Annotated in this window: 21 protein-coding genes; 8 read left to right on the plus strand and 13 right to left on the minus strand. The window is 67.9% G+C overall.

Going from position 1 to position 21,938, the window contains the following annotated elements; translation table 11 throughout:
- The first annotated feature begins 28 nt into the window (after positions 1 to 28).
- The 5 genes from LOK44_RS16130 to LOK44_RS16150 all read left to right on the plus strand — a co-directional run bounded on the left by LOK44_RS16130 (position 29) and on the right by LOK44_RS16150 (position 5,527).
- Positions 29 to 1,018, plus strand: a complete 990-nt coding sequence (locus LOK44_RS16130; RefSeq protein ID WP_237571066.1) for an aldo/keto reductase — start codon at positions 29 to 31, stop codon at positions 1,016 to 1,018.
- A gap of 176 nt (positions 1,019 to 1,194) precedes the next feature.
- Positions 1,195 to 1,704, plus strand: a complete 510-nt coding sequence (locus LOK44_RS16135) for a (2Fe-2S)-binding protein (protein WP_249783658.1) — start codon at positions 1,195 to 1,197, stop codon at positions 1,702 to 1,704.
- A 4-nt stretch (positions 1,705 to 1,708) separates the two neighbouring features.
- A complete protein-coding gene (locus LOK44_RS16140; protein ID WP_237571068.1) occupies positions 1,709 to 2,686 on the plus strand; it encodes an FAD binding domain-containing protein in 978 nt (325 codons plus the stop codon).
- Positions 2,683 to 4,857, plus strand: a complete 2,175-nt coding sequence (locus LOK44_RS16145; protein ID WP_237571070.1) for a xanthine dehydrogenase family protein molybdopterin-binding subunit — start codon at positions 2,683 to 2,685, stop codon at positions 4,855 to 4,857. The genes LOK44_RS16140 and LOK44_RS16145 overlap by 4 nt, the downstream gene beginning before the upstream one ends.
- A 22-nt stretch (positions 4,858 to 4,879) precedes the next feature.
- Complete coding sequence (locus LOK44_RS16150) at positions 4,880 to 5,527, plus strand: trimeric intracellular cation channel family protein (protein WP_237571071.1); 648 nt, start codon at positions 4,880 to 4,882, stop codon at positions 5,525 to 5,527.
- Positions 5,528 to 5,550: 23 nt separating this feature from the next.
- Here the strand turns inward: LOK44_RS16150 and LOK44_RS16155 are convergent, their stop codons facing one another.
- From LOK44_RS16155 to LOK44_RS16185, 7 genes are all read right to left on the minus strand, one after another.
- Positions 5,551 to 6,291 (minus strand): glucose 1-dehydrogenase, encoded by a 741-nt coding sequence (locus LOK44_RS16155; protein ID WP_237571073.1) that lies wholly within the window; start codon positions 6,289 to 6,291, stop codon positions 5,551 to 5,553.
- Positions 6,292 to 6,295: 4 nt separating this feature from the next.
- Positions 6,296 to 7,513, minus strand: coding sequence for an NADH:flavin oxidoreductase (locus tag LOK44_RS16160; RefSeq protein WP_237571075.1), 1,218 nt, complete (start codon positions 7,511 to 7,513; stop codon positions 6,296 to 6,298).
- A gap of 43 nt (positions 7,514 to 7,556) precedes the next feature.
- Positions 7,557 to 8,735 carry an MCE family protein gene (locus tag LOK44_RS16165; RefSeq protein ID WP_237571076.1) on the minus strand — a complete coding sequence of 393 codons (1,179 nt, stop codon included), beginning with the start codon at positions 8,733 to 8,735 and terminating at the stop codon, positions 7,557 to 7,559.
- The gene (locus tag LOK44_RS16170) at positions 8,728 to 9,774 is read right to left on the minus strand and encodes an MCE family protein (RefSeq protein ID WP_237571077.1); all 1,047 of its coding nucleotides are present in this window, start codon (positions 9,772 to 9,774) and stop codon (positions 8,728 to 8,730) included. The genes LOK44_RS16165 and LOK44_RS16170 overlap by 8 nt, the downstream gene beginning before the upstream one ends.
- 66 nt (positions 9,775 to 9,840) lie before the next feature.
- Positions 9,841 to 10,293: a GreA/GreB family elongation factor gene (locus LOK44_RS16175; protein ID WP_237571078.1), complete on the minus strand. Its 453-nt coding sequence runs from the start codon at positions 10,291 to 10,293 to the stop codon at positions 9,841 to 9,843.
- An 82-nt stretch (positions 10,294 to 10,375) separates the two neighbouring features.
- Positions 10,376 to 11,629: an NAD(P)/FAD-dependent oxidoreductase gene (locus tag LOK44_RS16180; RefSeq protein WP_237571079.1), complete on the minus strand. Its 1,254-nt coding sequence runs from the start codon at positions 11,627 to 11,629 to the stop codon at positions 10,376 to 10,378.
- Between the two features lie 84 nt (positions 11,630 to 11,713).
- Complete coding sequence (locus tag LOK44_RS16185; protein ID WP_237571081.1) at positions 11,714 to 13,258, minus strand: PucR family transcriptional regulator; 1,545 nt, start codon at positions 13,256 to 13,258, stop codon at positions 11,714 to 11,716.
- Positions 13,259 to 13,332: 74 nt separating this feature from the next.
- Here LOK44_RS16185 and LOK44_RS16190 point away from each other — a divergent pair, with 74 nt between their 5' ends.
- Positions 13,333 to 13,902 carry a TetR/AcrR family transcriptional regulator gene (locus LOK44_RS16190; protein ID WP_237571082.1) on the plus strand — a complete coding sequence of 190 codons (570 nt, stop codon included), beginning with the start codon at positions 13,333 to 13,335 and terminating at the stop codon, positions 13,900 to 13,902.
- 5 nt (positions 13,903 to 13,907) lie between these two features.
- Here the strand turns inward: LOK44_RS16190 and LOK44_RS16195 are convergent, their stop codons facing one another.
- The 3 genes from LOK44_RS16195 to LOK44_RS16205 form a co-directional block, all read right to left on the minus strand.
- Positions 13,908 to 15,155: a DUF2252 domain-containing protein gene (locus tag LOK44_RS16195; protein ID WP_237571201.1), complete on the minus strand. Its 1,248-nt coding sequence runs from the start codon at positions 15,153 to 15,155 to the stop codon at positions 13,908 to 13,910.
- 115 nt (positions 15,156 to 15,270) lie between these two features.
- Positions 15,271 to 15,954, minus strand: a complete 684-nt coding sequence (locus LOK44_RS16200; protein WP_237571083.1) for a PAS and ANTAR domain-containing protein — start codon at positions 15,952 to 15,954, stop codon at positions 15,271 to 15,273.
- Positions 15,955 to 16,097: 143 nt separating this feature from the next.
- Positions 16,098 to 17,117 (minus strand): nitronate monooxygenase, encoded by a 1,020-nt coding sequence (locus tag LOK44_RS16205; protein ID WP_237571084.1) that lies wholly within the window; start codon positions 17,115 to 17,117, stop codon positions 16,098 to 16,100.
- A 193-nt stretch (positions 17,118 to 17,310) separates the two neighbouring features.
- Here LOK44_RS16205 and LOK44_RS16210 point away from each other — a divergent pair, with 193 nt between their 5' ends.
- Both LOK44_RS16210 and LOK44_RS16215 read left to right on the plus strand, forming a co-directional pair.
- Positions 17,311 to 18,480, plus strand: coding sequence for an acyl-CoA dehydrogenase family protein (locus LOK44_RS16210; protein WP_237571086.1), 1,170 nt, complete (start codon positions 17,311 to 17,313; stop codon positions 18,478 to 18,480).
- Positions 18,481 to 18,487: 7 nt separating this feature from the next.
- The gene (locus LOK44_RS16215) at positions 18,488 to 19,591 is read left to right on the plus strand and encodes an acyl-CoA dehydrogenase family protein (protein ID WP_237571087.1); all 1,104 of its coding nucleotides are present in this window, start codon (positions 18,488 to 18,490) and stop codon (positions 19,589 to 19,591) included.
- A gap of 6 nt (positions 19,592 to 19,597) precedes the next feature.
- Here the strand turns inward: LOK44_RS16215 and cynS are convergent, their stop codons facing one another.
- From cynS to LOK44_RS16230, 3 genes are all read right to left on the minus strand, one after another.
- The gene (gene cynS / locus LOK44_RS16220; RefSeq protein WP_237571088.1) at positions 19,598 to 20,053 is read right to left on the minus strand and encodes a cyanase; all 456 of its coding nucleotides are present in this window, start codon (positions 20,051 to 20,053) and stop codon (positions 19,598 to 19,600) included.
- Positions 20,050 to 20,907 (minus strand): formate/nitrite transporter family protein, encoded by an 858-nt coding sequence (locus tag LOK44_RS16225; protein ID WP_237571090.1) that lies wholly within the window; start codon positions 20,905 to 20,907, stop codon positions 20,050 to 20,052. The genes cynS and LOK44_RS16225 overlap by 4 nt, the downstream gene beginning before the upstream one ends.
- Before the next feature lie 131 nt (positions 20,908 to 21,038).
- Entirely contained in the window at positions 21,039 to 21,812 is a 774-nt protein-coding gene (locus tag LOK44_RS16230) for an enoyl-CoA hydratase/isomerase family protein (protein ID WP_237571091.1), read from the minus strand.
- Positions 21,813 to 21,938: the final 126 nt, after the last annotated feature.

A 21,938-nucleotide genomic window follows, 5' to 3' on the forward strand; every position in this document is an offset into this window, starting at 1 on the left:
AGAAGAAAGAGAACTGAGGAGGCCCACAATGCACACACGCACACTCGGCCAGGGACTGAGCGTCTCGGCCATCGGCATCGGCGCGATGGGGATGTCGCAGAGCTACGGCCCCAACCCCGGTGACCGCGACGACATGATCGGCGTGCTTCGGTACGCGGTGGAGCAGGCGGGGGTCACGTTCGTCGACACCGCCGAGGTCTACGGGCCCTACGTCAACGAGGAACTCGTCGGCGAGGCGCTCGCGCCGCTACGCGGTCAGGTGGTGATCGCCACCAAGTTCGGCTGGCACATCGAAGACGGCAAGATGGTCGGCACCGACTCCCGGCCCGAGCAGATCAAGCGGGTCGCCGACGCATCCCTGCGTCGGCTCCGCACCGACGTGATCGACCTGTTCTACCAACACCGCGTCGACCCGAACGTTCCGATCGAGGACGTCGCAGGCACTGTCAGCGAGCTGGTCCAGGCGGGCAAGGTGCGCCACTTCGGGCTCTCCGAGGCCGGTGCCGCGACCATCCGGCGGGCGCACGCCGTCCATCCGGTCACCGCGCTGCAGAGCGAGTACTCGCTGTGGACCCGCGATCCGGAAACCGAGGTGCTGCCCACGTGCGCGGAACTCGGCATCGGGTTCGTCCCGTTCAGCCCGCTGGGCAAGGGGTTTTTGACCGGCACCGTCTCCAGCGCAACGGAATTTAGTACCGGCGACGTGCGGGCGACCATCCCCCGATTCGCCGGGGAGAACATCACCGCCAACGAGGCGCTGGTGGGCCAGGTCCGCGTACTCGCCGAGTCCAAGCGCGCCACCCCCGGTCAGATCGCACTGGCGTGGCTGCTCGCCCAGCAGCCTTGGATCGTGCCGATCCCGGGCACCCGTCGTCGTGAGCGGATCGACGAGAACAACGGTGCCACGCAGGTCGCGCTGTCGGCCGACGAGGTCGCCGACCTCGACGCGCTCGCGGCCCGCGTGGGCGTCCAGGGCGACCGGTACAACCCGGTCGGCATGTCGATGGTCGGGCTATGACCAAAGTGTGAGTTCCGTATGCGTTCCGAGCGTTGCGCCGATCGGCTACCTACGGTCGAGTCGAGTAACCACGAAAGGCGTGTGCCGTGACTGACCAAGACACCAGCTTCGAGGTGAACCGACGAACCTTCGTCGGAGCCACCGCAGTCATCGGCGGGGTGGTGGTGACGAGTTCGATGCTCGCCGGCTGCAGCGACGACGATGACTCCTCGCCCGATGCCGCCGAGTCGTCGACGGTGCGCCTGAAGATCAATGGCGAGGACCGCGAGATCGACGTGGACAACCGCACCTCGCTGCTCGACATGTTGCGTGAGCGCGCCGGTCTGACGGGCACCAAGAAGGGGTGCGACCAGGGAGCGTGCGGCGCGTGCACGATCCTCCTCGACGGTGTCCGCGTGAACTCGTGCCTCACGCTGGCCGTGATGCACGACGGCGCCGAGGTCGAGACCATCGAGGGTCTGGAGCGCGACGGTCGGCTGCACCCGTTGCAGCAGGCGTTCATCGACAACGACGGCTTCCAGTGCGGCTTCTGTACGCCGGGCCAGATCATGTCGGGCATCGGCTGCATCCGAGAAGGTCGCAACCGCACGCCTGAGGAAACGCGGGAGTGGATGAGCGGGAACATCTGCCGGTGCGGGGCGTACACCAACATCGTCACCGCCATCTCCGGCGTCAGGGAGGCCTGAGGTCGTGTTCCCCTTCACTTACACCAAGGCGGCCGACGAATCGGCCGCGCTGTCGGCGGGAGCGTCAGGCGCCAGGTACGTCGCGGGCGGTACGACTCTGGTCGACCTCATGCGCGAAACGGTCGAACGGCCGGGAGCGGTCGTCGACATCAACGCCCTGCCCTACCGCGGCATCGACTTGAACCGGTCCCTGCTGCGCGTCGGATCGCTGGTGCGAATGTCGGACCTTGCGGCCCACCAGGGCGTCCGCGAACAGTTCCCGGTGATCGTGCAGGCATTGGAACTCAGCGCTTCCGCACAACTTCGCAATATGGCATCCATCGGCGGCAACCTGCTGCAGCGACCCCGGTGCCTCTACTTCCGGGACGTGAGCGCCGCGTGCAACCGGCGATCACCCGGGGCGGGATGCTCGGCGGTCGGGGGACGCAATCGCACCCACGCCATCCTGGGAGCGAGTGACGCCTGCGTCGCGACCCACCCGTCGGACCTCGCCGTCGCCCTCACCGCGCTCGACGCTGCCGTCGTGCTGCGTGGGTCGGACGGGGAGACCAGGATGCCCCTCGCCGACTTCTATCGGCTGCCGGGAACCACGCCCGACCGCGAGAACAACCTGCCCGCGGGAAGTTTGATCACCGCCATCGAGGTACCCGTAACCGCCGAGGCACGTCGCTCCGGGTACCTCAAGGTGCGCGACCGCGAATCCTACGAGTTCGCCTTGACGTCAGTGGCCGTCGGCATGGACGTCCGCAACGGCGTGGTGCGTGCGGCGCGGGTCGCGGCAGGCGGGGTCGGAACGGTGCCCTGGCGGCTCCCCGCCGTCGAGCGCGCGCTGATGGGAAAGCCGGCCAACACCCGGAATTGGAGTGCCGCAGCAGCGTTGGCCGCAGAAGGCGCCCGCCCTCTGTCGGAGAACGGGTTCAAGGTGGAACTGCTCCGGCGAGCGGTCGAACGGCAATTGGCCACCGTGGCGGCACTACGATGACGTACCCCGCCGCGGCTCCCCGCTTCACCGGCCAACCCGTCACCCGCGTCGACGGACGGCTGAAGGTGACCGGTGCGGCGACGTACGCCGGGGACAACGGCTTCGCGGATCTGGCCCACGGGGTCCTGGTGTGCAGCACCGTAGGCGCCGGTCGCGTGGCAGGCATCGATTCTGCTGCGGCGCAGCGATACCCGGGAGTCGTACGCGTCATCACCGACTTCGGTGGCGTGACGCTCCCGTACGACCCCGCCCAGATCGCGGCCTTCGGTCAGCCGGTCGCCGTCGTCGTCGCAGACACCCTGGAGGCCGCGGCTCACGCCGCTGGGCTTGTCGACGTGCGCTACGACGCGACCGAGCCGACGACCGACATCGACTCCCCTCGCGCGATCGCCGAGCCTGGATCGTCGGCCCGGGTCGCCGACTACGAGCGCGGTGATGCGGACGTCGCACTGCGCGCCGCAGCAGTCGTCACCGATCTGGAGTACTCGCTCGCCCGGAACAACCACAATCCGATGGAGTTGCCCGCCACCGTCGCGCGCTGGGACGGCGACCGTTTGACGGTGTGGGACAAGACGCAGGGCATCACCTCGTCGCAGGGGGCCTATGCGAAGGCATTCGGGATGACGCCCGACCGGGTGCACGTCATCTCGCCCTTCGTCGGCGGCGCCTTCGGATCTGCCGGCAAGACCTGGCCGAACGCGCTGTTGGCTGCGTTCGCCGCTCGGCAGGTTGGACGCCCGGTGAAACTGACGTTGTCCCGCAAGCAGTTCTACAGCGTGGTCGGCTATCGCCCGGTGAGCAAGCACCGACTGGCCGTCGGAGCCGACCGCTCCGGTCGGATAGGTGCGATCGTGCACGAGGCACGCGTCGAGAATTCGCGCTACGACGGCTTCGAGGACAACGTCACCGAGGTGCCGCGGTTTCTGTACAGCTCGCCCAACATGCGGTCGGTCTACCGCTCGGTGCATCTCGACGTGAACCCGCCCACCTACATGCGTGGCCCCGGAACGACCAGCGGCGTCTTCACCATGGAGTCCGCCATGGACGACCTCGCCTTCCGGCTCGGCATGGATCCCATCGAACTGCGGCGGCGCAACGAGCCAGCTCGCGACGAATCGGAGGACCTCCCGTTCTCGACGCGCCGGCTCACCGAATGCTTCGCCCGGGGCGCTGACGTCTTCGGCTGGTCTCGGCGGAATCCGGTGCCCCGGTCGACTCGTGAGGGCGATCTCCTCATCGGAATGGGCACCGCTGCAGGCACTTACCACGCCCTGGCGAGTCCGTGCACCGTGTCGGTACGGATGAACCCCGATGGCAGCGCGGACGTGGCGACCGGAGCCAGCGACATGGGCCCGGGCACCTACACGTCGATGACGCAGGTGGCCGCCGATGCCCTGGGTCTGCCGATGCAACGGGTTCGGTTCTCCCTCGGCGACTCACGGATGCCGCAGGCGCCCATCCACGGCGGAAGCCAGACCATGGCCAGCGTCGGTTCCGGCGTCATGAACGCTGCCGCTATGCTCCGCGACCGGTTCGTCCGCACGGCAGTCGTCGACCCCGGTTCGCCGCTGTCCGGGCTGCGTCCCGACCAGGTCACGGTCGCAGACGGTCGCATGTACGCCACCGACGACCCGCGTCGCGGTGAGTACTACCGGGACATGTTGCGTCGCAAGGGGTGGGGACCGCTGGACGCCGAGGAGACCTGGACGCCGAACGACGCCGAACACGAACGATTCTCCATGCACGGCTACGGCGCAGTATTCGCCGAGGTCGCGGTCGACGAACGTCTCGGCACGACGAGGGTGCGGCGGATGTTCGCGGTGTACGACGCCGGACGGATCATCAACCCGATGCTTGCTCACAGTCAGGCGATCGGCGGCATGGTCGGCGGCATCGGAATGGCGTTGCTCGAGGCGACCGAACTCGACCATCGCGACGGGCGGATCGTCAACGCGAACATGGCCGACTACCTGGTGCCGGTAAACGCCGACATCACCGCACTCGACGCCGAGTTCCTCGCGGGGGAGGATCTCGTCACCGACCCGCTGGGGGTGAAGGGCCTCGCCGAACTCGTCTTCGTGGGCGTTCCCGCGGCGATCGCCAACGCGGTGTTCAACGCCACCGGGCGCCGTGTCACGGACCTGCCGATCACGTTGGACAAATTGCTCTGATCGCCGGGGTATAACCTGCCCCATGTCCACCGCTACGCCGCTGCTGCTGGTGCTCGACCTCGTCGGCATCTTCGCGTTCGCGCTCAACGGCGCGCTGGTGGCGGTGCGCGCCGAGCGGCTCGACGTCTTCGGCGTCGTCACGGTCGGCATGTTCACCGCGCTCGGTGGCGGGGTCATCCGAGACGTGCTGCTGGACGCACTTCCACCGGCCACGTTCGTCGACTGGCGGTATCTCGCGCTGGCAGCAGGAGGCGGGCTGATCGCGTTCGCAGTGGGTCACCTGCTCGAACGTCTCGGCCCGACCATCAACGTCCTCGACGCCATCGGGCTCAGCGTGTTCGCCGTGCTGGGTGCCTACAAGGCGCTCGATCTAGGGTTCGGTGCGCTGCAGGCGATCATCGTCGGGACGATCACCGCGGTGGGCGGCGGAACGATCCGCGACGTGATCATCGGCCGGGTCCCCACCGTGCTGCGCAGCGAGCTGTACGCCATCCCCGCCATGATCGGGGCGGGTTGTGCCGTCGCGCTGAACGCGCTGGACGTCTACGGTCTGCCCGCAACGCTGGGCGCGGCGGCAGTGTGCTTCGTCATTCGCATGGTCGGCGTTCGGTTCGACCTCAACGCCCCGCACCCGCGGCGAGCGGGCAACGGCACCGCCGACGAGCGATGAATGGTCAGAATGACCTGCGTCGGTCAGGACGTGCGGTGCGGAACCCCACTCAGTAGCCCGCCATCGACCACGAATTCCGAGCCAGTGCAGTAGGACGACTCGTCGCTCGCCAGAAACAGCACCATCGCAGAGACTTCGGCTGGGTCGGCGCCGCGACCCAGTGGAATCGAGAGGAAGTCCTCGGGGATGCCCGCGGTCATCGGCGTGCGGATGAACCCGGGGTGTATCGAGTTCACCCGAATGTTCTGCGATGCCAATTCCAGGGCCGCTGACTTTGAGAGTCCGCGGACCGCGAACTTGGTCGCGGTATAGCCGTGCAACCCCGGGCTGCCACGGAAGCCCTCGACGGACGACACGTTGACGATCGAGCCGCCACCCGAGGCGGCCATGGCGGTGACGCTGGCGCGGATTCCGAGGAATGTGCCGGTCAGGTTGACGTCGAGAATGGCACGCCATTGGGCCACGTCGTACTGGTGAATGAGGTTTCCGTTGACGATGCCCGCGTTGTTCACCAGGACCGAGAGCGAACCGTATCGGTCAACCGTTGCCTGGACCGCATTGGACCAACTGTGCTCGTCGGTCACGTCGAGGTGGACGTAGGTGGCGTGATCGCCGATCGCTTCCGCGACGGCGGCACCCTCGTCGTCGAGTACGTCCGCGATGACGACGGCTGCGCCTTCGGCCGCCAGGACACGGGCATGCTCCGCCCCCATCCCACGCGCCCCACCAGTGATGAGGGCAACCCGCCCGTCCACTCGGCCCACGAGATCAGCCTTCCTTCTCGACGTCGCGCTCGCGCAGCACGCACCGGGTGCCGTCGTAGATCGTCGCCATGCACTTCGTGCAATGCACGCAGAGTCCTTCGCGCGCCGACCCCTGCCGGAACTTCTCGACGAGCATCGGATCTCGGAGAAGCGCCCGGCCCATGGCCACGAACTCGAAGCCCTCGGCCATGGCGGTGTCGACCGTCTCCATCGTGTTCACACCGCCGAGGAGGATCAGCGGCATGGTCAATGCGTCCCGGAACTGGCGGGCCAGCGGCAGGAAGAAGGCCTCTTCGAACGGGTAAGTGCGGAACATGCGCGGGCCGACGATTCGTAGACCCAGGCCGACGATGGCCGGCTGAGAGGCGATGAACTCCGCCATCGGCACGTCGCCACGAAAGTAGTACATCGGGTTGAGCAGTGAACTGCCGCCGGTCAATTCGAGTGCGTCGAGATGACCGTCCGACTCCAGCAACCGCGCCGTCGGCAGGCTGTCGGTGAGCCAGAACCCGCCGCGAACACCGTCGTCCATGTTGAACTTGGCGGTCACCGCGACGCCGTCACCCGCCTCCCGGCGGACGCGTTCGACCACCCGCCGGGCGAGTTCGGCTCGACGCACGGTGTCGCCGCCAAACTGATCGGTGCGCTTGTTCAGGTTGGGGCTGAAGAAGGAACTCACCAGGTACCCGTGTCCCAGGTGGACTTCGATGGCATCGAAGCCGGCCTCGACGGCGTTGCGGGCGGCCGTGCCGAAGTCGTCGATCACCTCGGTGAGCTGTGCGACGGTGGCGGCACGGACCAAACCCATTGCCGGGGCGCTGATTCGAGTCGACGGCGCCAGGGTGGCCATTCGGTTCGATCGTGTATTGGCGACGAGGCCCGCATGCCCGATCTGCGCGCACACCAGCGTGTCCTCGGCGTGCACGGCGTCGGTGAGACGTTGCAGATCGCCGGCCCGCCGCCGGTCGAGCACCATCGTGTCGCGATGTACCCGCCCCCCGGGTGACACCGCGCAGTACGCCACCGTCGTCATGGCTGCGCCGCCGCGCGCCACCTCGAGGTGGAAGTCGACGAGGTCGTCGGTGACCTCGCCACGGGGCATCCGGCCCTCGAAGGTCGCAGCCTTGATGAAGCGGTTCTTCAGGGTGAGCGGGCCAAGCGTCGTCGGCGTGAAAGCCGCCGAAGCGGTGTGGGCGGTCTGCACTACGGTTTGCGGTACCATTGGTATCGAAATGTAGCACGTTGGTGCGCCCGCCAGGAGGGGGCTAGGGGCTCTCGTGCTGGGTGGCCGTTCCCGCGGGGATCTGGAAGGGGTCGGCGGCCTGGCCCGACAGGTTGGCCATGGCTCCGGTGAGGAAGTCCGGTGGGGTGACGACCTCGCTGAGGTGCTTCATGTTCGGGTCCAGTCCCAGTGACGACGTGAACAGCGACTCCCCGGTCCGCCGGACGGTGAGGTCGAACGTGGAGAACACGTTCAGGTAGTCGCCCCGGACCGCGTTGCGCAGGTACTCGTAGTGGAACGGGAACGTCGGCAACAGCTGCAGATCGTCGATCAGGTCGTCCGCATTGTCGTTGAACGCCTTGACGACCGGGAAGAGGTCCTTGAGGTCTGCGGCGAGATCGGTCTTCGTCTGGGCCAGCACCCGGGAGGCGACCGTTGCGAAACTGCGCAGCGCCGCGAAGGCCTCGACGATGGTGGCCCTGTTGGCATTCAGTACGCGAACTGCTTCGGGCAGCGTGGCCAGGGTTCGGCCGAGAGCGTCGCTGCTGCGGGCCAGGATGCCGGTGAATCGATCGAGGCCTGCCATGGCGGCGATGATGTCGACCGTTTGCCGATCGAGCGAACTCGCGAGTTCGGCGAGTCTGGGCACCAGGTCCGAGAAGCTGCCTGCCCGGCTCGCCACAGCGGCATACAGCTCGTCGGTGACGTCCTGGAGCGCGCCGAGATTGCCCTTGTTGACCACCACTCCTAGCGACGAGAGCACCTCCTCGGTGCTCGGATAGCGGCCGGCGCGACCGGCCGCGATGCGGGACCCGTCCGCCAGTCGACCCCGAGCCGTCTCGTCGGTCGGCGCGGACAGTTCGACGTGTTGGGAGCCGAGCAGGGAAGTCTGCGCGACGCGCGCGGTTGCGTTGGCGGGCAGCTCCACCTCGCCATCGAGCGACAGTCGAACTGCCGCGTAGATCGTGCTGTCAGGCCGCTGGACGACGTCGATACCCGACACGCTGCCTAAGGTCACGTCGTCGATCATCACGGGCGAGTTTTGCGGAAGCGTAGCGACGTCGGGCAATTCGATTATGACGGAGAAGGAACCCGGGCCGTGTCCGGCCGTCCCGGGGAGGTCGAGCGCGTTGAGGTCGCTCTGGCAGGCCGTGAGCACCGCGCAGGCACAGCCAATGGCGGCCGCACGCCGCGTGATTGGCGTCGCTCGGGGCTCACCCATTGTCCGAACACCGTCCGCGCGAAGGGTCCGGCGGCCCGCCGAATGGGATGAGTATGTCGCTGCCGGCCGGCCCGTTGATCTTGATCCTGGTGGAGCAGAAGTAGACGTTGAAGAACGATCCATATGCGCCAAGGGCGTTGAGCCGCAAATAGTTCTCGGCGAGGGGCTCGAGCACCTTGTTGACGTCTCCTCGGCGCTCGTCCAGGCGTTCGGCCAGGGGACGCGCGTTCTCGATCACTCCCTGCAGCGGTCGCCTCGCGCCCTGGAGCATCTCGGTGAGGTCGACCTCGGCCGCCGCCAACGGGTCGAGCGCGCCCGCAATCGGATCGCGGCCCGCCGCAAGGCCCGTCAGCAGCTGCTGGAGTTGGTCCACACTCGCGTCGAACTGCGCGCTCTTGTCGTCGACGGTGGCCAGCACCGCGTTCAGGTTGGTGATCACGCCGCCGACCAGTTCGTCGCGCGCGGCGAGTTCCTGGGTGAATGAGCCGGTACTGGCCAGCAACGTCGACAGCGCGCCGTCCTGCCCCTGCAGCAGCTCGATGACCGCATTGCTGACCTCGTTCAGCTTCGCTCCGTCGAGCCCCTTGAGCACCGGCCGCAAACCACCCAGCAGGGCATCGAGGTCCAACGCGGGTTCGGTGTTCTCCCGCGGGATGGTCGAGCCGGGTGGGAGTCTCCGCAGCTCGCCGGGGCTGAACTTCAGCTCCAAGTACCGGTCGCCGACCAGATTCTCGTATCGGATGAGCGCCTTGGTGGACGTATAGAGCTGGTAGCGGTCGCTCACGTCGAAGGAAACCGCGACGGTGTTGTCGGAGTTCAACGCGACCGACGTCACGGTTCCGACTGCCATTCCAGCCATCCGGACGTCTTGCCCGGCCTTCAGTCGCGCCGCGTCGGTGAACGTGGCGTTGTAGACATTGCCCGACGCGAAGCGGAATTGCCCGAAGACGACGATCAGCATCGCCCCCACCGTCGCCATCGCGACGGTGAAGATCGCTACCTTCCACGCGGTGGGGTTGCGTAGGTGTTCCGATGCCATTGGTATCGAAATGTAGCACCGGGTTCCGAGGGGCGGAAGGGAACCGGCCGGGCGTTTCTGGCGCAGCTAGACGTGCATCCCGTAGGGCACGGCCTTGAGCAGGGTCACCGGCATCGTTGCGCCACTGGGTACCGCGAACTCTCGTTGGTCGCCGACGCGTGCGCCGGCCAGCGCCGACCCCAGCGGTGACTTCACCGAGTAGACCTCGAGTTCGCCGTACTCAGCCCCTCGGACGCCGAGCAGGAAGGTCTCCTCGTCGCCGGTCGAGTCGAAGCGAACGGTCAGCACCATGCCCGGTTCGGCAACTCCGTCGTCGGGCGGGCATTCGTCGATGACGGCGCCGAGCAGCAGGTCGAGGATCTGTTGGACCCGGCTGCGACGGGCGCTCTGCACGGCCACCGAGTTCTCCTGGTCGTCGTCGGGCGCCGCGCTCGCGATGAGGGTGCGCAGCGTCGTCAGCTCATCCTGCAGGCGGCGGTACGCCACCGGCGTCATCCAAATCCGTTGTGCGGTAGTCATGGTCGTCCTTCCGGGTTGGGAGGGTCGTCGTCAGGGGCGGGTGTGGTGCCGCCGCCCCTGACGACTCGATGCGGGTCTGGGGTCAGCGCAGTGGGTCGACCGCACGCAGCGCGGCGGGTTGCTTGCCGGTGGTGATCTGCTCGGCGAGCAGTCGACCGGTGACCGGGCCGTGGGCCAGCCCCCACATCCCGTGGCCGCCCGCAACGAAGACATGGGGTGAGACGGCACCGATCAGCGGCCGACCGTCGGCGGAGACCGGTCGCGACCCCACCCACTCGTCGGTGCGATCGGTCCACCGCACGCCGTCGAGGAGTGGTCTGGCCGAGGCCACGATGGCGTGGACGCGTGCCGGAACCGCAGGCTCGTCGGGGCCGCGGAACTCCATCGTGCCCGCGACGCGCAGGCCGCCCTGATACGGCGTACACGCCACCCGTGCCTCCGGCAGGTACACCGGACCCGGCAGCGGCCGGTCGACCGGCACGGTGAACGAGTAGCCACGGCCGGCCCGCACCGGCGTACGGAGCTGCCTGCCCACGAGGTGCGACAGCCATGCGCCGGTGGCGATCACCACGGCGTCGGCCCGCAGCGGTTCTGCGGCATCGAGGTCCACCCTGGCGCCCTGCCCGTACCGATGAACGCCGACCGCGGCGGCGGTGTGGATCGTCGCGCCGCGCGACGTCACTGCGTGTGCCAGTGCATGCGTGAACCGCCCTGGGTCGACGAAGCGCTGACCCTCGACGCTGATCCCCACCGCCACTTCGTCGGAGGCCAGCGGAACACTCTGGCGCAGTCGGTCTCCCTCCAGGCGGCGATAGGACAGGACCTGTCCGAGTCGGCGCAGGCCCTCCAATTCGTCGACGAGGTGCGCCGCGTGGGGCTCGGCGGCGAACAGTGCGGTGATCGGCACGTCGGTGGTCGGCGCATCGACCCCATTCGCGGTCAGCACGTCGAACGCCTCGAGGCACTCCTCGTTGAAGGGGAGGTTGGCGGCGACGGCCCGGTCCCACGAGGACCGGCGACAATTGGCCGCGAAGCGGGTGAGGAACGACCACAGCTTCACGTCGGCACGGGCCGGAACGTGCAGCGGTGCGGCGGGGTCCGCCAGCGACTTCAGCCCGTAGGCCAGTACGGACGGCTGGTTCAGCGGGATGGTGAGCGCGGGCGCCACCCAGCCGGCGTTGCCCCACGATGCACCGGCGGCGACGCCGCCCCGGTCCACCACCGTCACGTCCACGCCGCGCTCCTGCAGGAACCACGCGGTGGAGAGGCCGACGATGCCGGCCCCCACCACGATCACCGAGCGCGGACCTCCGTCGAGCACATGGTCGTCGACCACTACGCCACCTCCTGAAGTTCGCGTGTCTTCATCGATGGTGGCGAAGGATCGGGTGCTAGCCGTTGCGCTGCCGGGCCAATCGGCCTACCGGAATTTGTCGTCTCCGAACAACGTGGTCATGTCGTCGTCGGTAGCGGCCAACTCGACCGTCATCGCCAGCCGTTTGCGCACGTTGGTCAGGTCGAGGACCGTGACCTCCGACATCTTCCGCAGGCGGTAGCGAACGGTGTTCTCGTGCACGCCGAGGCGCTCGGCCGCCTGATGCAGGTCGCCCTGAGCGGCCAGCCATGCCCGCAGCGTGTCGACGTAGCGGGTCGCATGATCGTGGTCGTGGCGCCGCAACTCGGCCAACGGTCCGCGGCTGGGCGCCCGTCCCACCCGGGCCGCGATCCGCAGCCGCCGCAGCACGATGTCATCCCACGACTCGTCGTAGGCAGGAGCATCGCCTGCCGCAGCCCGCAGCTCGTGCAGCGCCAGACATTCGTCGGCCTCGTCGCGAGCAGTACGCAGCTCCAGCACCGTCGCCGTGCTGCTGACGCCGGCCACGACGGTCGCCCGCTCCGGCAGTGCGGCCCGCAAGGCGTCGACCCAGCGCCGTGCCGTGGCCGCATCCTCGCTCGGCAACACGGTGTAGATCGTGGTGTCCGACAGTGTCGTACGCCCCGGTCGCGACCAACCGAAGCCCGTCGTCGCCTGCTCGAAGACGAGGAGCAGAGCGGCGTGCAACTCGTCGTCCAAGCGCGCCCGAACGGCGATCACGCGCAGGCCCGACGGCGGCAGCGCCAGCCTGCTCATAACCGTGCCCGCGTCGAGCGTGCCGTCGAGCAAGCCGATCACCAGATCAGACTCGACCTGCCGCTCGAGGTCTGCGCTCGCGCGGGAGCGCAGCAGGTGCAGCGCCACCATGCGGGCGCCGTCGGTCAACGCGCGCAGCGGCTCACCGTGCATCTCGTCGGCACACGCGACCCACACCGATCCGAGCAGTTCGCGACCCGCGCGGGCGGCCACCACCATCCGGCCCGCCAACCCCTCATCCCACGCGGCGGGCACGAACATCGGCGCGTCGGAGGAGGCCAGGTGCCTGACGACGCCGTGCGCGGTGAACAGAGCCCGCAGCCGCTCGGGCGCCTGCCTGCCCAGGATCGTCTCGGCGCGGGCCGCGTCGGCGTGCTGCTGCAGCCGCGAATACGCCAGCACGCGCCAGTGGCGGTCCTCGATCGTCACCGCGGCGCCCACGGCGTCGGCGAGGCTGTCGGCGAGTGCGAAGAGGTCGGTCGGGCCGCGGCCGGATTCGGTCTCCCGGCCTTCCAGGACCAGCCCGAACACGACGGCGGCCAGCTCGCTCCACGACACGTCGGGGTCCACCGTTAGCACCGCGGGACCGTCCGGGAAGGCGCCGTCGAACTCGTCGTCATCGCGCACCAGCACTGCCACCGCGCGTGCGGCACGTGCCCACTCGAGCGCGGTGGCGACCGAATCCGCGCCGACGGCGAGCAGCACGTCGCCGATGACCTCGCGGTTCTCGCGGAGGACGACCGAACGCAGTTCGCTCGAGCGCGGCACCGTGCCGACCTTGAGTCGGACGCCGTAGCCGCCGAGCACGTTGACGAGTCGGTCCAATGTGACCATCGAAGACTCCCCACGCCGGCCGTCGGGACTCAGCCTAGGGGACCCGACGGGACGGTCTGCTGTTGAATCGACGGGTGCAGGACAATAAGGCAGCGGGTCGACCCAGGGATCCCTCGATCGACGAGCGCGTCTTCTCGGTGACCCGTGAGCTGCTCGTCGAGATCGGCTGGGACGAACTCAGCATGCGGCAGATCGCCGCCCGGTCCGGCGTGAGCCGCTCGAGCATCAACCGGCGCTGGTCCTCCAAGGCCGAACTGGTCCTGCACGCGATCCTGGGCGCGACGCCCGATCTGGACCTGTTCGCAGGCACCGATCGGCGCGGCTGGGTCGACGGCGTCGTGCGAGGCAGCCGAGAGTTGTTCGCGCGTCCCGAAGTTCGCGCCGCGGTGCCCGGTCTGCTGCTCGCCATGTCCGAGAACGAGCAACTGCGGCAACGACTCTGGGCGGACTTCAGCGGACCCGCGGTCGGGTTGTTCACCGCCGAGTCCACCGACGGCACGGTCGGTGACGGGGATGCGCGGGCAGTCATCGCCATGGCGGCCGGCGCCGCGCTGTTCCTGAGCACCATCGCCGCCGAGGACGACACCGATGCGCTGCACGCCAGGATCGCCGAACTACTCACCCGGGCGGTGCTCGGAGGCTGACGAACTCAGGTCGCGCTGACGCCGGGTATCCGGCCTTCGCGGAACGCCTCGACGAAGTGCCGGTGATCGTCGCGCACGATCGCGGCGTAGTCCAGACCGAATGCGACCATGTCGGAGACGAACTCGGCATCGCGGTCGCCGATGACCCCAACTATGGCCTCCTCGGTCTGGAACGGAACCAGCGACTGGTCGCTGTCGGTGTCGCTGACGCAGTGCACCTTGGCGACCGCTCGGCCCAGCTGCTCGATGACCTCCACGAGTTCGTCCGGCTCGGTCAACTCGCTCCAGTCGAGATCGGCCTCGTACGGCGAGATCTCGCTGACCACGAAGCCGACGCCGTCGATGACGGTGTAGCCGAGAAGAGGATCGGCGTGGGCCTGCAGTGCTCGCTGCGACACCGCGGTGCGGTGCCCGTGATGCTGGAAGTACCGGTGGACTTCGGCGTCGTCGACCACGCGGCTGGGTGCGGCCACGTTGCCCTGCTTCATCGACAGCACCACGTCGTTGTCGAGCGCCTGGTTGTAGCCCTCGATCAGCACCGTGTAGGCGGGAAGTCCCGCGCTGCCGATGCCGAAGCCGGTCTTGGCGACGACGTCCTTGACGTCATAGGCGATTCCGCGGAAGCGCTGTGTGTCCGGGATGGTCTCGAGGTACTGGCCGAACGCCGCCTCCACCTTCTCCCGCTCCGCGTCGTCGAGGCGTCTGACACCGGACAGTTCGCGGAACCGACGGTCGTTCTCGCCGACGACGGTCATGCGGTCCAGCATTCCGGCACGGGTCGACAGCCGGGCCGACTCCAACGCCGTGAGCACCGCGCCGCGTGCGGTCAACAGGTTCAGGGAGAACGAGGAGTCGTCCTCGACGTCGACGAACCACCGCACCTGCTCCACGTAGGCCCGGACGAAGGCCTCGATCAGCGTGGTGATGGCGCCGTCGGAAAGCGCTTTCTGCCAACACATCAGCGCGATGCTCGCCGCGAACCGCTTCAGGTCCCAGGTGAAGTGCCCGACGTAGGCCTCGTCGAAGTCGTTGACGTCGAAGATCAGCACCCCCGCGCCGTCCATGTACGTGCCGAAGTTCTCCGCGTGCAGGTCGCCCTGGATCCAGACCCGGCTGGTGCGCTCGTCGGCCCACCGGTCCTCGCGAGCGGCGACGTCGGCGTAGAAGATGCACGCGCTGCCGCGGTAGAACGCGAACGGGTCGGCGGCCATCTTGCGGAACTTGGTGCGGAACGAATCGGGATCGGCCGCCATCAGATCCGAGAAGGCATCGACGAGGCTGGACACGATGAACGACTCGCGGTCGTTGCCCGACGGGTCGGTCAACGGTCACACCGGCGAGGAATCTGCATGCCCCACCTTACGGCGGTTACCCGCCATCGCCCTTCAACGTCATGAGGAGCCGGTTGATCGGGTTCTGGGCGTGATCACGGACGGCGAGCAACCCCGGCACCTGAGCGACCAGCTCGGTCGCGATGTCGTAGAGCTTCACGTTCATCTCCTGCGAGCGCCAGCGCATCACTTCGAACGCGGCGTCGTCGGAGATGTCGTAGATCGCCATGAGCATGCCCTTGGCCTGGTCGATGACGGCGCGGTGAGCCACGATGTTCTGCAGTTCGTCGGTGACGCCCTTCTGCACGTCCTCCTTCACCGCGGCGGTGACGTCGACGAAGAAGCCTCGTGTCGCGACGACCTCGCCGTCGTCGTCCTTGGCGACCTCGCCGACCACGACGACGTTGCGGATGTCACCGGCCTTGGTGACGATCCGATGCCTGCCGCTGAACGGAGCCTTCGTCTTCGTCAAGGAGGCGGTCACGTTCGCGACGTCCTCGGGGTGCCGGTGCCGGAGCATCAACTCCGTGGTCGGCTCCACTTCGCCCGGCTCATAGCCGTGCATGCGCGCCACGGCGTCCGACCACGTCCACGTGTCGGTGCCGTAGTCGTACTGGAACCGCCCTACCCGCTGAGACTTCCCGGCAAGGAGCGCTCGGTCCAGGTCGCCGGGAGCCTCGTCATCGGTGTCGCTATCGGGCGGCGAGAGATCGTCGTCCATGCTTCGCACAGTCAAAGATATAGCCGATGGCGCTGCTCACGTGGTCCGATGGTCATGATCGCGACGCCTTTCGACCTCGATCCGTGCGTCGAACGGCTTGACATTCGCATGTCGGACGGGGCTCGTGCGCCCGCCGGACCGCGTCACCCCGCCAGGCGGCTGAGGATCTGCTCCGTCGAGCCCTCGCGGGCATCGCGGTAACCGGTGCCGGCCCACAGGTGCACGAGGTCCGCCTCGCCGGCCGCCGCAGCGGCCTTGCGCAGCGGGCTGGTCAGGTGATGGATCGCCGGATAGCCCAGCGGTGCGGACAGGTGTTCGTCGATGAAGCGGTTGCGCAGGCCGCGTGCCGGTCGGCCGGTGAAGGCGCGGGTGATCGCGGTCTCGGTCCGAAGGGGATCGCGCAGCGCGGCGCGGTGGGTCGCGGACGCGCCACTCTCGTCGGCGAGCAGCAGCGCGGTGCCCACGGCGACGGCCTGCGCGCCGGCTCGGAGTGCGGCGGTGACGGCCTCGGTAGTGGACACCCCGCCCGCAGCCATCACCGGCAGCGATACGCCGTGGGTCACCTGCGCTACGAGTTCGACCAGATCGAGGGCTTCGACCGGGCGGTCCGGGGTCAGGGTGCCCGAGTGGCCGCCGGCCGCGCTGGCCTGCACGGCCAGCACGTCGACACCCGCCGCCTCGGCTCGTTCGGCCTCCAGGCGCGACGTGACGGTCTGCACGACGACGCTTCCCGCCCTGCGCAACGCACGGATGACGTCGGGCTCGGGAATGCCGAAGGTGAAGCTGACGAGCGGCACCGGGTCCGACAGGAGCAGCTCGATCTTGGCGTCGAACGAGTCGTCGTCGTCGACCGGCTCCGCGGGCACGACAATGCCGAATCGGTCCGCGGTGCGTTGCACGTCGTCGGCATACCTGCGGTAGTCGTCGAGTGCGATCGGGACCGGGTTGGGCGCGAAGACGTTGACGCCGAACGGAACCCGCGCCCGACGTACTGTCTCCATCTCGCTCTGCACGGCCGCGGGCGACTTGTAGCCTGCCGCCAGGAACCCGACACTGCCGGCCCCGGCTGCGGCAACCACCATGGCGGGCGTGGTCGGGCCTCCTGCCATCGGCGCGGCGAGCACCGGGTTGGTCACGCCGAGGTCCGCAAGGGGTGACGTCATGATTCCTCCTCGTCATCGACTCCTCCCAGTGCAACGATCGTGCGTCACGGAGCTTCCCCGCGCCCACGATCGACTTCCTTCCTGCTGGGAGGCGGTGGCTCGCACCGGTGAGGCGAACCTTCACGAGTGGCGTCGTGGGCGACGGGGTAGAACTGATCTCGCGCGGCAAACCCCGGAAGGATTGAGGTAGTCCATGAAGTTGGCCTTGAGCGACGACGACGTCGCATTCCGGGAGGAACTCCGTCGGTTCTTCAGCACCGAGATCCCGGCCGAGATCCGCGACCGGATGAAGGCCGGACACCCGGACTTTCCCGGTGACATGGTCACGACGCAGCGGATCCTCAACGCCAATGGCCTGGCCGTTCCCGGCTGGCCCAAGGAATGGGGTGGCCAGGACTGGTCGCCGCTGCGCAAGCAGATCTGGGCCGACGAGATGCAGCTTGCAGGGGTTCCCGAGCCACTGGCCTTCAACGCCAGCATGGTGGGCCCCGTGATCGCGCAGTTCGGCTCCGAGGAACTCAAGCAACGGTTCCTGCCGCCGACGGCCAACCTCGACATCTGGTGGTGCCAGGGTTTCTCCGAGCCGGAAGCGGGCTCCGACCTCGCCTCGCTGCGTACCACCGCCGTGCGTGACGGCGACAGCTACGTGATCAACGGCCAGAAGACCTGGACGACGCTCGGCCAGTACGCCGACTGGATCTTCGTTCTGGCTCGCACCAACCCCGACGCCCCGAAGAAGCAGGCCGGCATCTCGTTCATCCTGGCGGAGATGTCCACACCGGGCATCACACTGCGACCGATCAAGCTCGTCGACGGCAGCTACGAGGTCAACGAGGTCTTCTTCGACGACGTGCGGGTACCCGCCGACCAGCTGGTCGGCGAGGAGAACGCCGGATGGACCTACGCCAAGTTCCTGCTGAGCCACGAACGCTCCGGTATCGCCCGCATCGGGCTGACGAAGCGGTGGCTCGCCCAGGCCAAGCAGGCCGCGTCCAAGGTCGCCGTCGGCAACGGCACGCTGCTCGACGACCCGCTGTTCGCCGCGCGCGTCGCCGAAGTCGAGAACGAGGTGCTGGCGTTGGAGATCACCCAGCGGCGCGTCAGCGGCTCCGAGGCCGACGGCAAGCCCAATCCCGCGTCGTCGATCCTGAAGCTGCGCGGTAGCCAACTGCAGCAGGCGGCCACCGAGCTGCTGCTGGAAGTGGCTGGGCCCGATGCCATTCCGGTCGACACCGGCGACGACGCGCTGTCCGCCGCGCACGAAGCCGCACCGCGATACCTGAACTACCGCAAGACGTCGATCTACGGCGGAACCAACGAGGTGCAACGCACCATCATCGCCTCCACGATTCTGGGATTGTGAGCCGCACATGGACTTCGACCTGACCGAAGAGCAGCAACTCCTGGGCGACACGACCCGCGAGATCCTCACCCGCGCCTACGACGTCGAGAAGCTGAACCAGGTGATCGACACCGACCTGGGGTGGAGTCGCAAGGTGTGGGGGCAGATGGCCGAACTCGGCATCCTCGGCCTGGGGTTCGATCCCGAGGAGTCCGGCCCACTGGAGATCATGGTGGTACTGACGGAGTTCGGCGCACGACTCGCGCCCGAACCGGTCCTCGAAGGTGCGGTGCTGCCCGGCGGGCTGATCGCCGAATTGGGCACCGACGAGCAGCAGGCCGTGCTCGACGACGTCGCCTCTGGTGAGCGGCTGCTCGCGTTCGCGCACCTGGAGACGGGCATGCGTCCGTTCGACGCGCCGTCGACTCGCGCTGAGCGGCAAGGTGATTCCTGGTCACTCACCGGTCGCAAGGCGTACGTGGCCGCCGGCGATGCCGCCGACGTCATCGTCACCAGCGCCGCGCTGCCCGACGGTGGGACCGGCCTGTTCCTGGTCGACGCGAGTGCGGTGACTCGGCGGCCGTACCGCACATTCGACGGCCGCCGAGGCGCGGAGATCGACTTCGACGGCGTCACGGCCGAACCGCTCGGCGGGGGAGGCGATGCGGCAGTGCACGTTTCCCGTGCCCTAGTCCGCTACCAGTCGGCGTTGTGCGCCGAGGCCGTCGGCTCGATGGCCGAGGCGCTGCGGCTCACCACCGAATACCTCAACGCGAGAAAGCAGTTCGGGGTGCCGCTGAGCAAGTTCCAGACGCTCACCCAGCGCGCCGCCGACATGTACGTCTCGCTCGAGTTGGCGCGCAGCATGAACTTCTATGCCGCCATGTCGATCGCCGACGGCAACTTCGACCCCGTCGTCGCGGCGCGGGCGAAGCTGCAGATCGCTCGATCGGGCAGACACATCGCACAAGAGGCCATCCAGATGCACGGCGGCATCGGCGTCACCGCCGAATACCCGGTGGGGCACTACGCCGCCCGCCTCACCGCGATCGGCAACACCCTCGGCAGCGCGGATGACCAGCTGCGCACGCTGATCGGTCAGATCTCGTCCTACGAGACCGTCGCGCTGTAGCGGCTCTCAGCCGTCGGACGACGTCCAGGCATAGGGCAGGAACTTGCCGTCCAGCGTCACCACCACCCGGTCTCCGTCGGGGTGCGGCTTGCGCTCCACGTCCAGGCTGAAGTTGATGGCGCTCATGATGCCGTCGCCGAACTCGGAGTGGATGAGTTCCTTTATCGCGCCGCCGTAGACCTGCAGCACCTCGTAGAACCGGTAGATCGTGGGATCGGTGGGGACCGCGGTGGGCAACCCGCCGCGCATCGGCACCGCGGCCAGTACCGGCACGACGGATTCGTCGAGACCCAGCAGCCCGGCGAGCACTGCGCCGTTCTCGGGCGGGATCGGGTGTTGACCCAGCAGGGCCGCGATCGTCCACACGACCGGCTTGTCGACGGCCTCCGAGAGCTGCTGCCAGGTCAGCCCCTTTGCCAACCTGGCAGCAACGATTTCGGCGGTGATCTCGTCGCGGGTCACGCGTTCACCTTGGCGGGGATCTCGAAGTCCTGGATCGGCGTGCTGGGACGGCGCCATTCACCGCCGGTGCGGGCATGGGTCGCGTACAGCGTGAGGCCGACGAACGCCAGACCGCCGACGAGATTGCCGATCACCGTGGGGATCTCGTTCCACACCAGGTAGTCCGCGATCGAGAAGTCGCCGCCCATCATCAGCCCCGACGGGAACAGGAACATGTTGACGACGGAGTGTTCGAAGCCCATGTAGAAGAAGAGCATGATCGGCATCCACATGGTGATGACCTTGCCGGACACCGACGTCGACATCATGGCGGCGACGACACCGGTCGACACCATCCAGTTGCACAGCACGCCGCGGATGAACAGGGTCAGCATGCCGGCGGCCCCGTGCTCCGCATAGCCGACCGTGCGGGTCGAGCCGATCTCGCCGAGCCGCTGACCCACCTCGTTCGGGTCGACGGTGAATCCGTAGGTCAGGGTGACGGCGATCATGACCGCGACCGTGACCGCGCCAAGGAAGTTGCCGACGAAGACCAGGCCCCAGTTCCGCAGCATCGACCCGACGGTGACGCCGCGCCGCTTGTCGAGCAGCGCGAGCGGCACCAGCGTGAAGACGCCGGTCAGCAGGTCGAAGCCCATCAGGTACAGCAGGCAGAAGCCGACCGGGAACAGCACCGCGCCGAGCAGTGCGTTGCCGGTTTGCACGGTGATCGTCACCGCGAACGCTGCCGCGAGGGCGAGGATGGCGCCGGCCATGTAGGCGCGGATGACCGTGTCCCTGGTGGACATGAACACCTTGGCCTCGCCGGCGTCGATCATCTTCGTGACGAACTGTCTGGGGTCCACATAGGACATGGCGGTGGGTTCTCCCGTTCGGTTGAGCTGGAACGGGTGCCAGACTGCGTCTCGGCCATGTCGCCGAGGTGAAGCGATTGGAAGGTCTGCGTCACGTTCTCATCACCGGGGACGGGCCGCCCCTGTGAGGACTACTCGCCCCGCCAGTGGGGCTTGCGCTTCTCCCGCCACGCCGTGATGCCCTCCACCACGTCGGCCGTCGCCCCCGCCACCTTGCGCATCACCTCGCCGAACCGCACCGATTCGACCCACCCCATGTCGGCGGTGCGCCACGCCACTTCCTTGGTCGCCCGCTGGGCCAGCGGCGCCGCCTCGGTCAGGGTCTCGGCCCACGCCCGCGCGGTCGACTGCAGATCGACCGGTTCGACGAGTCGCCACACCAACCCGACCTCCTTGGCCCGTCGGGCGCTCATCGGCTTCCCGGTGAGGAGCAGTTCCATCGCGTCCGCCCAGAGCAGCCGTTGCGGCAGCCGGATCGCGCCGACGATGGTGGGCACCCCGATCCGCACCTCCGGGAACGCGAACGTAGCCTCCGTACTCGCGATCACGAAGTCGCAGAACAGGACTCCTGTCAGGCCGTAGCCGATGCACGGCCCCTGGACCGCCGCGATGGTCGGCTTGAACAGCTCCATGCCACTCTCGAAGGAGTTGATCGTCGGCTTTTCCCAGAACGTGCCTGCGAACGTCCCGACCGCCCCCTCGCCGTCCTTGAGATCGCCGCCCGCGCAGAACACCCGGCCATTGGCGGTCAGGATCGCCACCCACGCGTCTTCCTCGTCGCGGAAGCGGTTCCATGCTGCGTTCAGCTCCTCGCGCAAGGCACCGTTGATGGCGTTGCCCGCCTCGGGACGGTTGAGGGTGATCGTGGCGATGTGATCGCTCAATTCGTAGGTGACGAGGCTCATGGGCAAACCCTAGGGCGATTCGTCAAGCGCACGAGCATCTGCTCACGGTAACGCCAAAGTCACTGCCTTAACGCAGATGTCACACACCTCGTGATCGACTGTGAAAGCATCTGTAGCCGCCGGACC

The organism is Mycolicibacterium lacusdiani (assembly GCF_021916785.1).
In the GTDB taxonomy this organism is placed as follows: Bacteria; Actinomycetota; Actinomycetes; order Mycobacteriales; family Mycobacteriaceae; genus Mycobacterium; species Mycobacterium lacusdiani.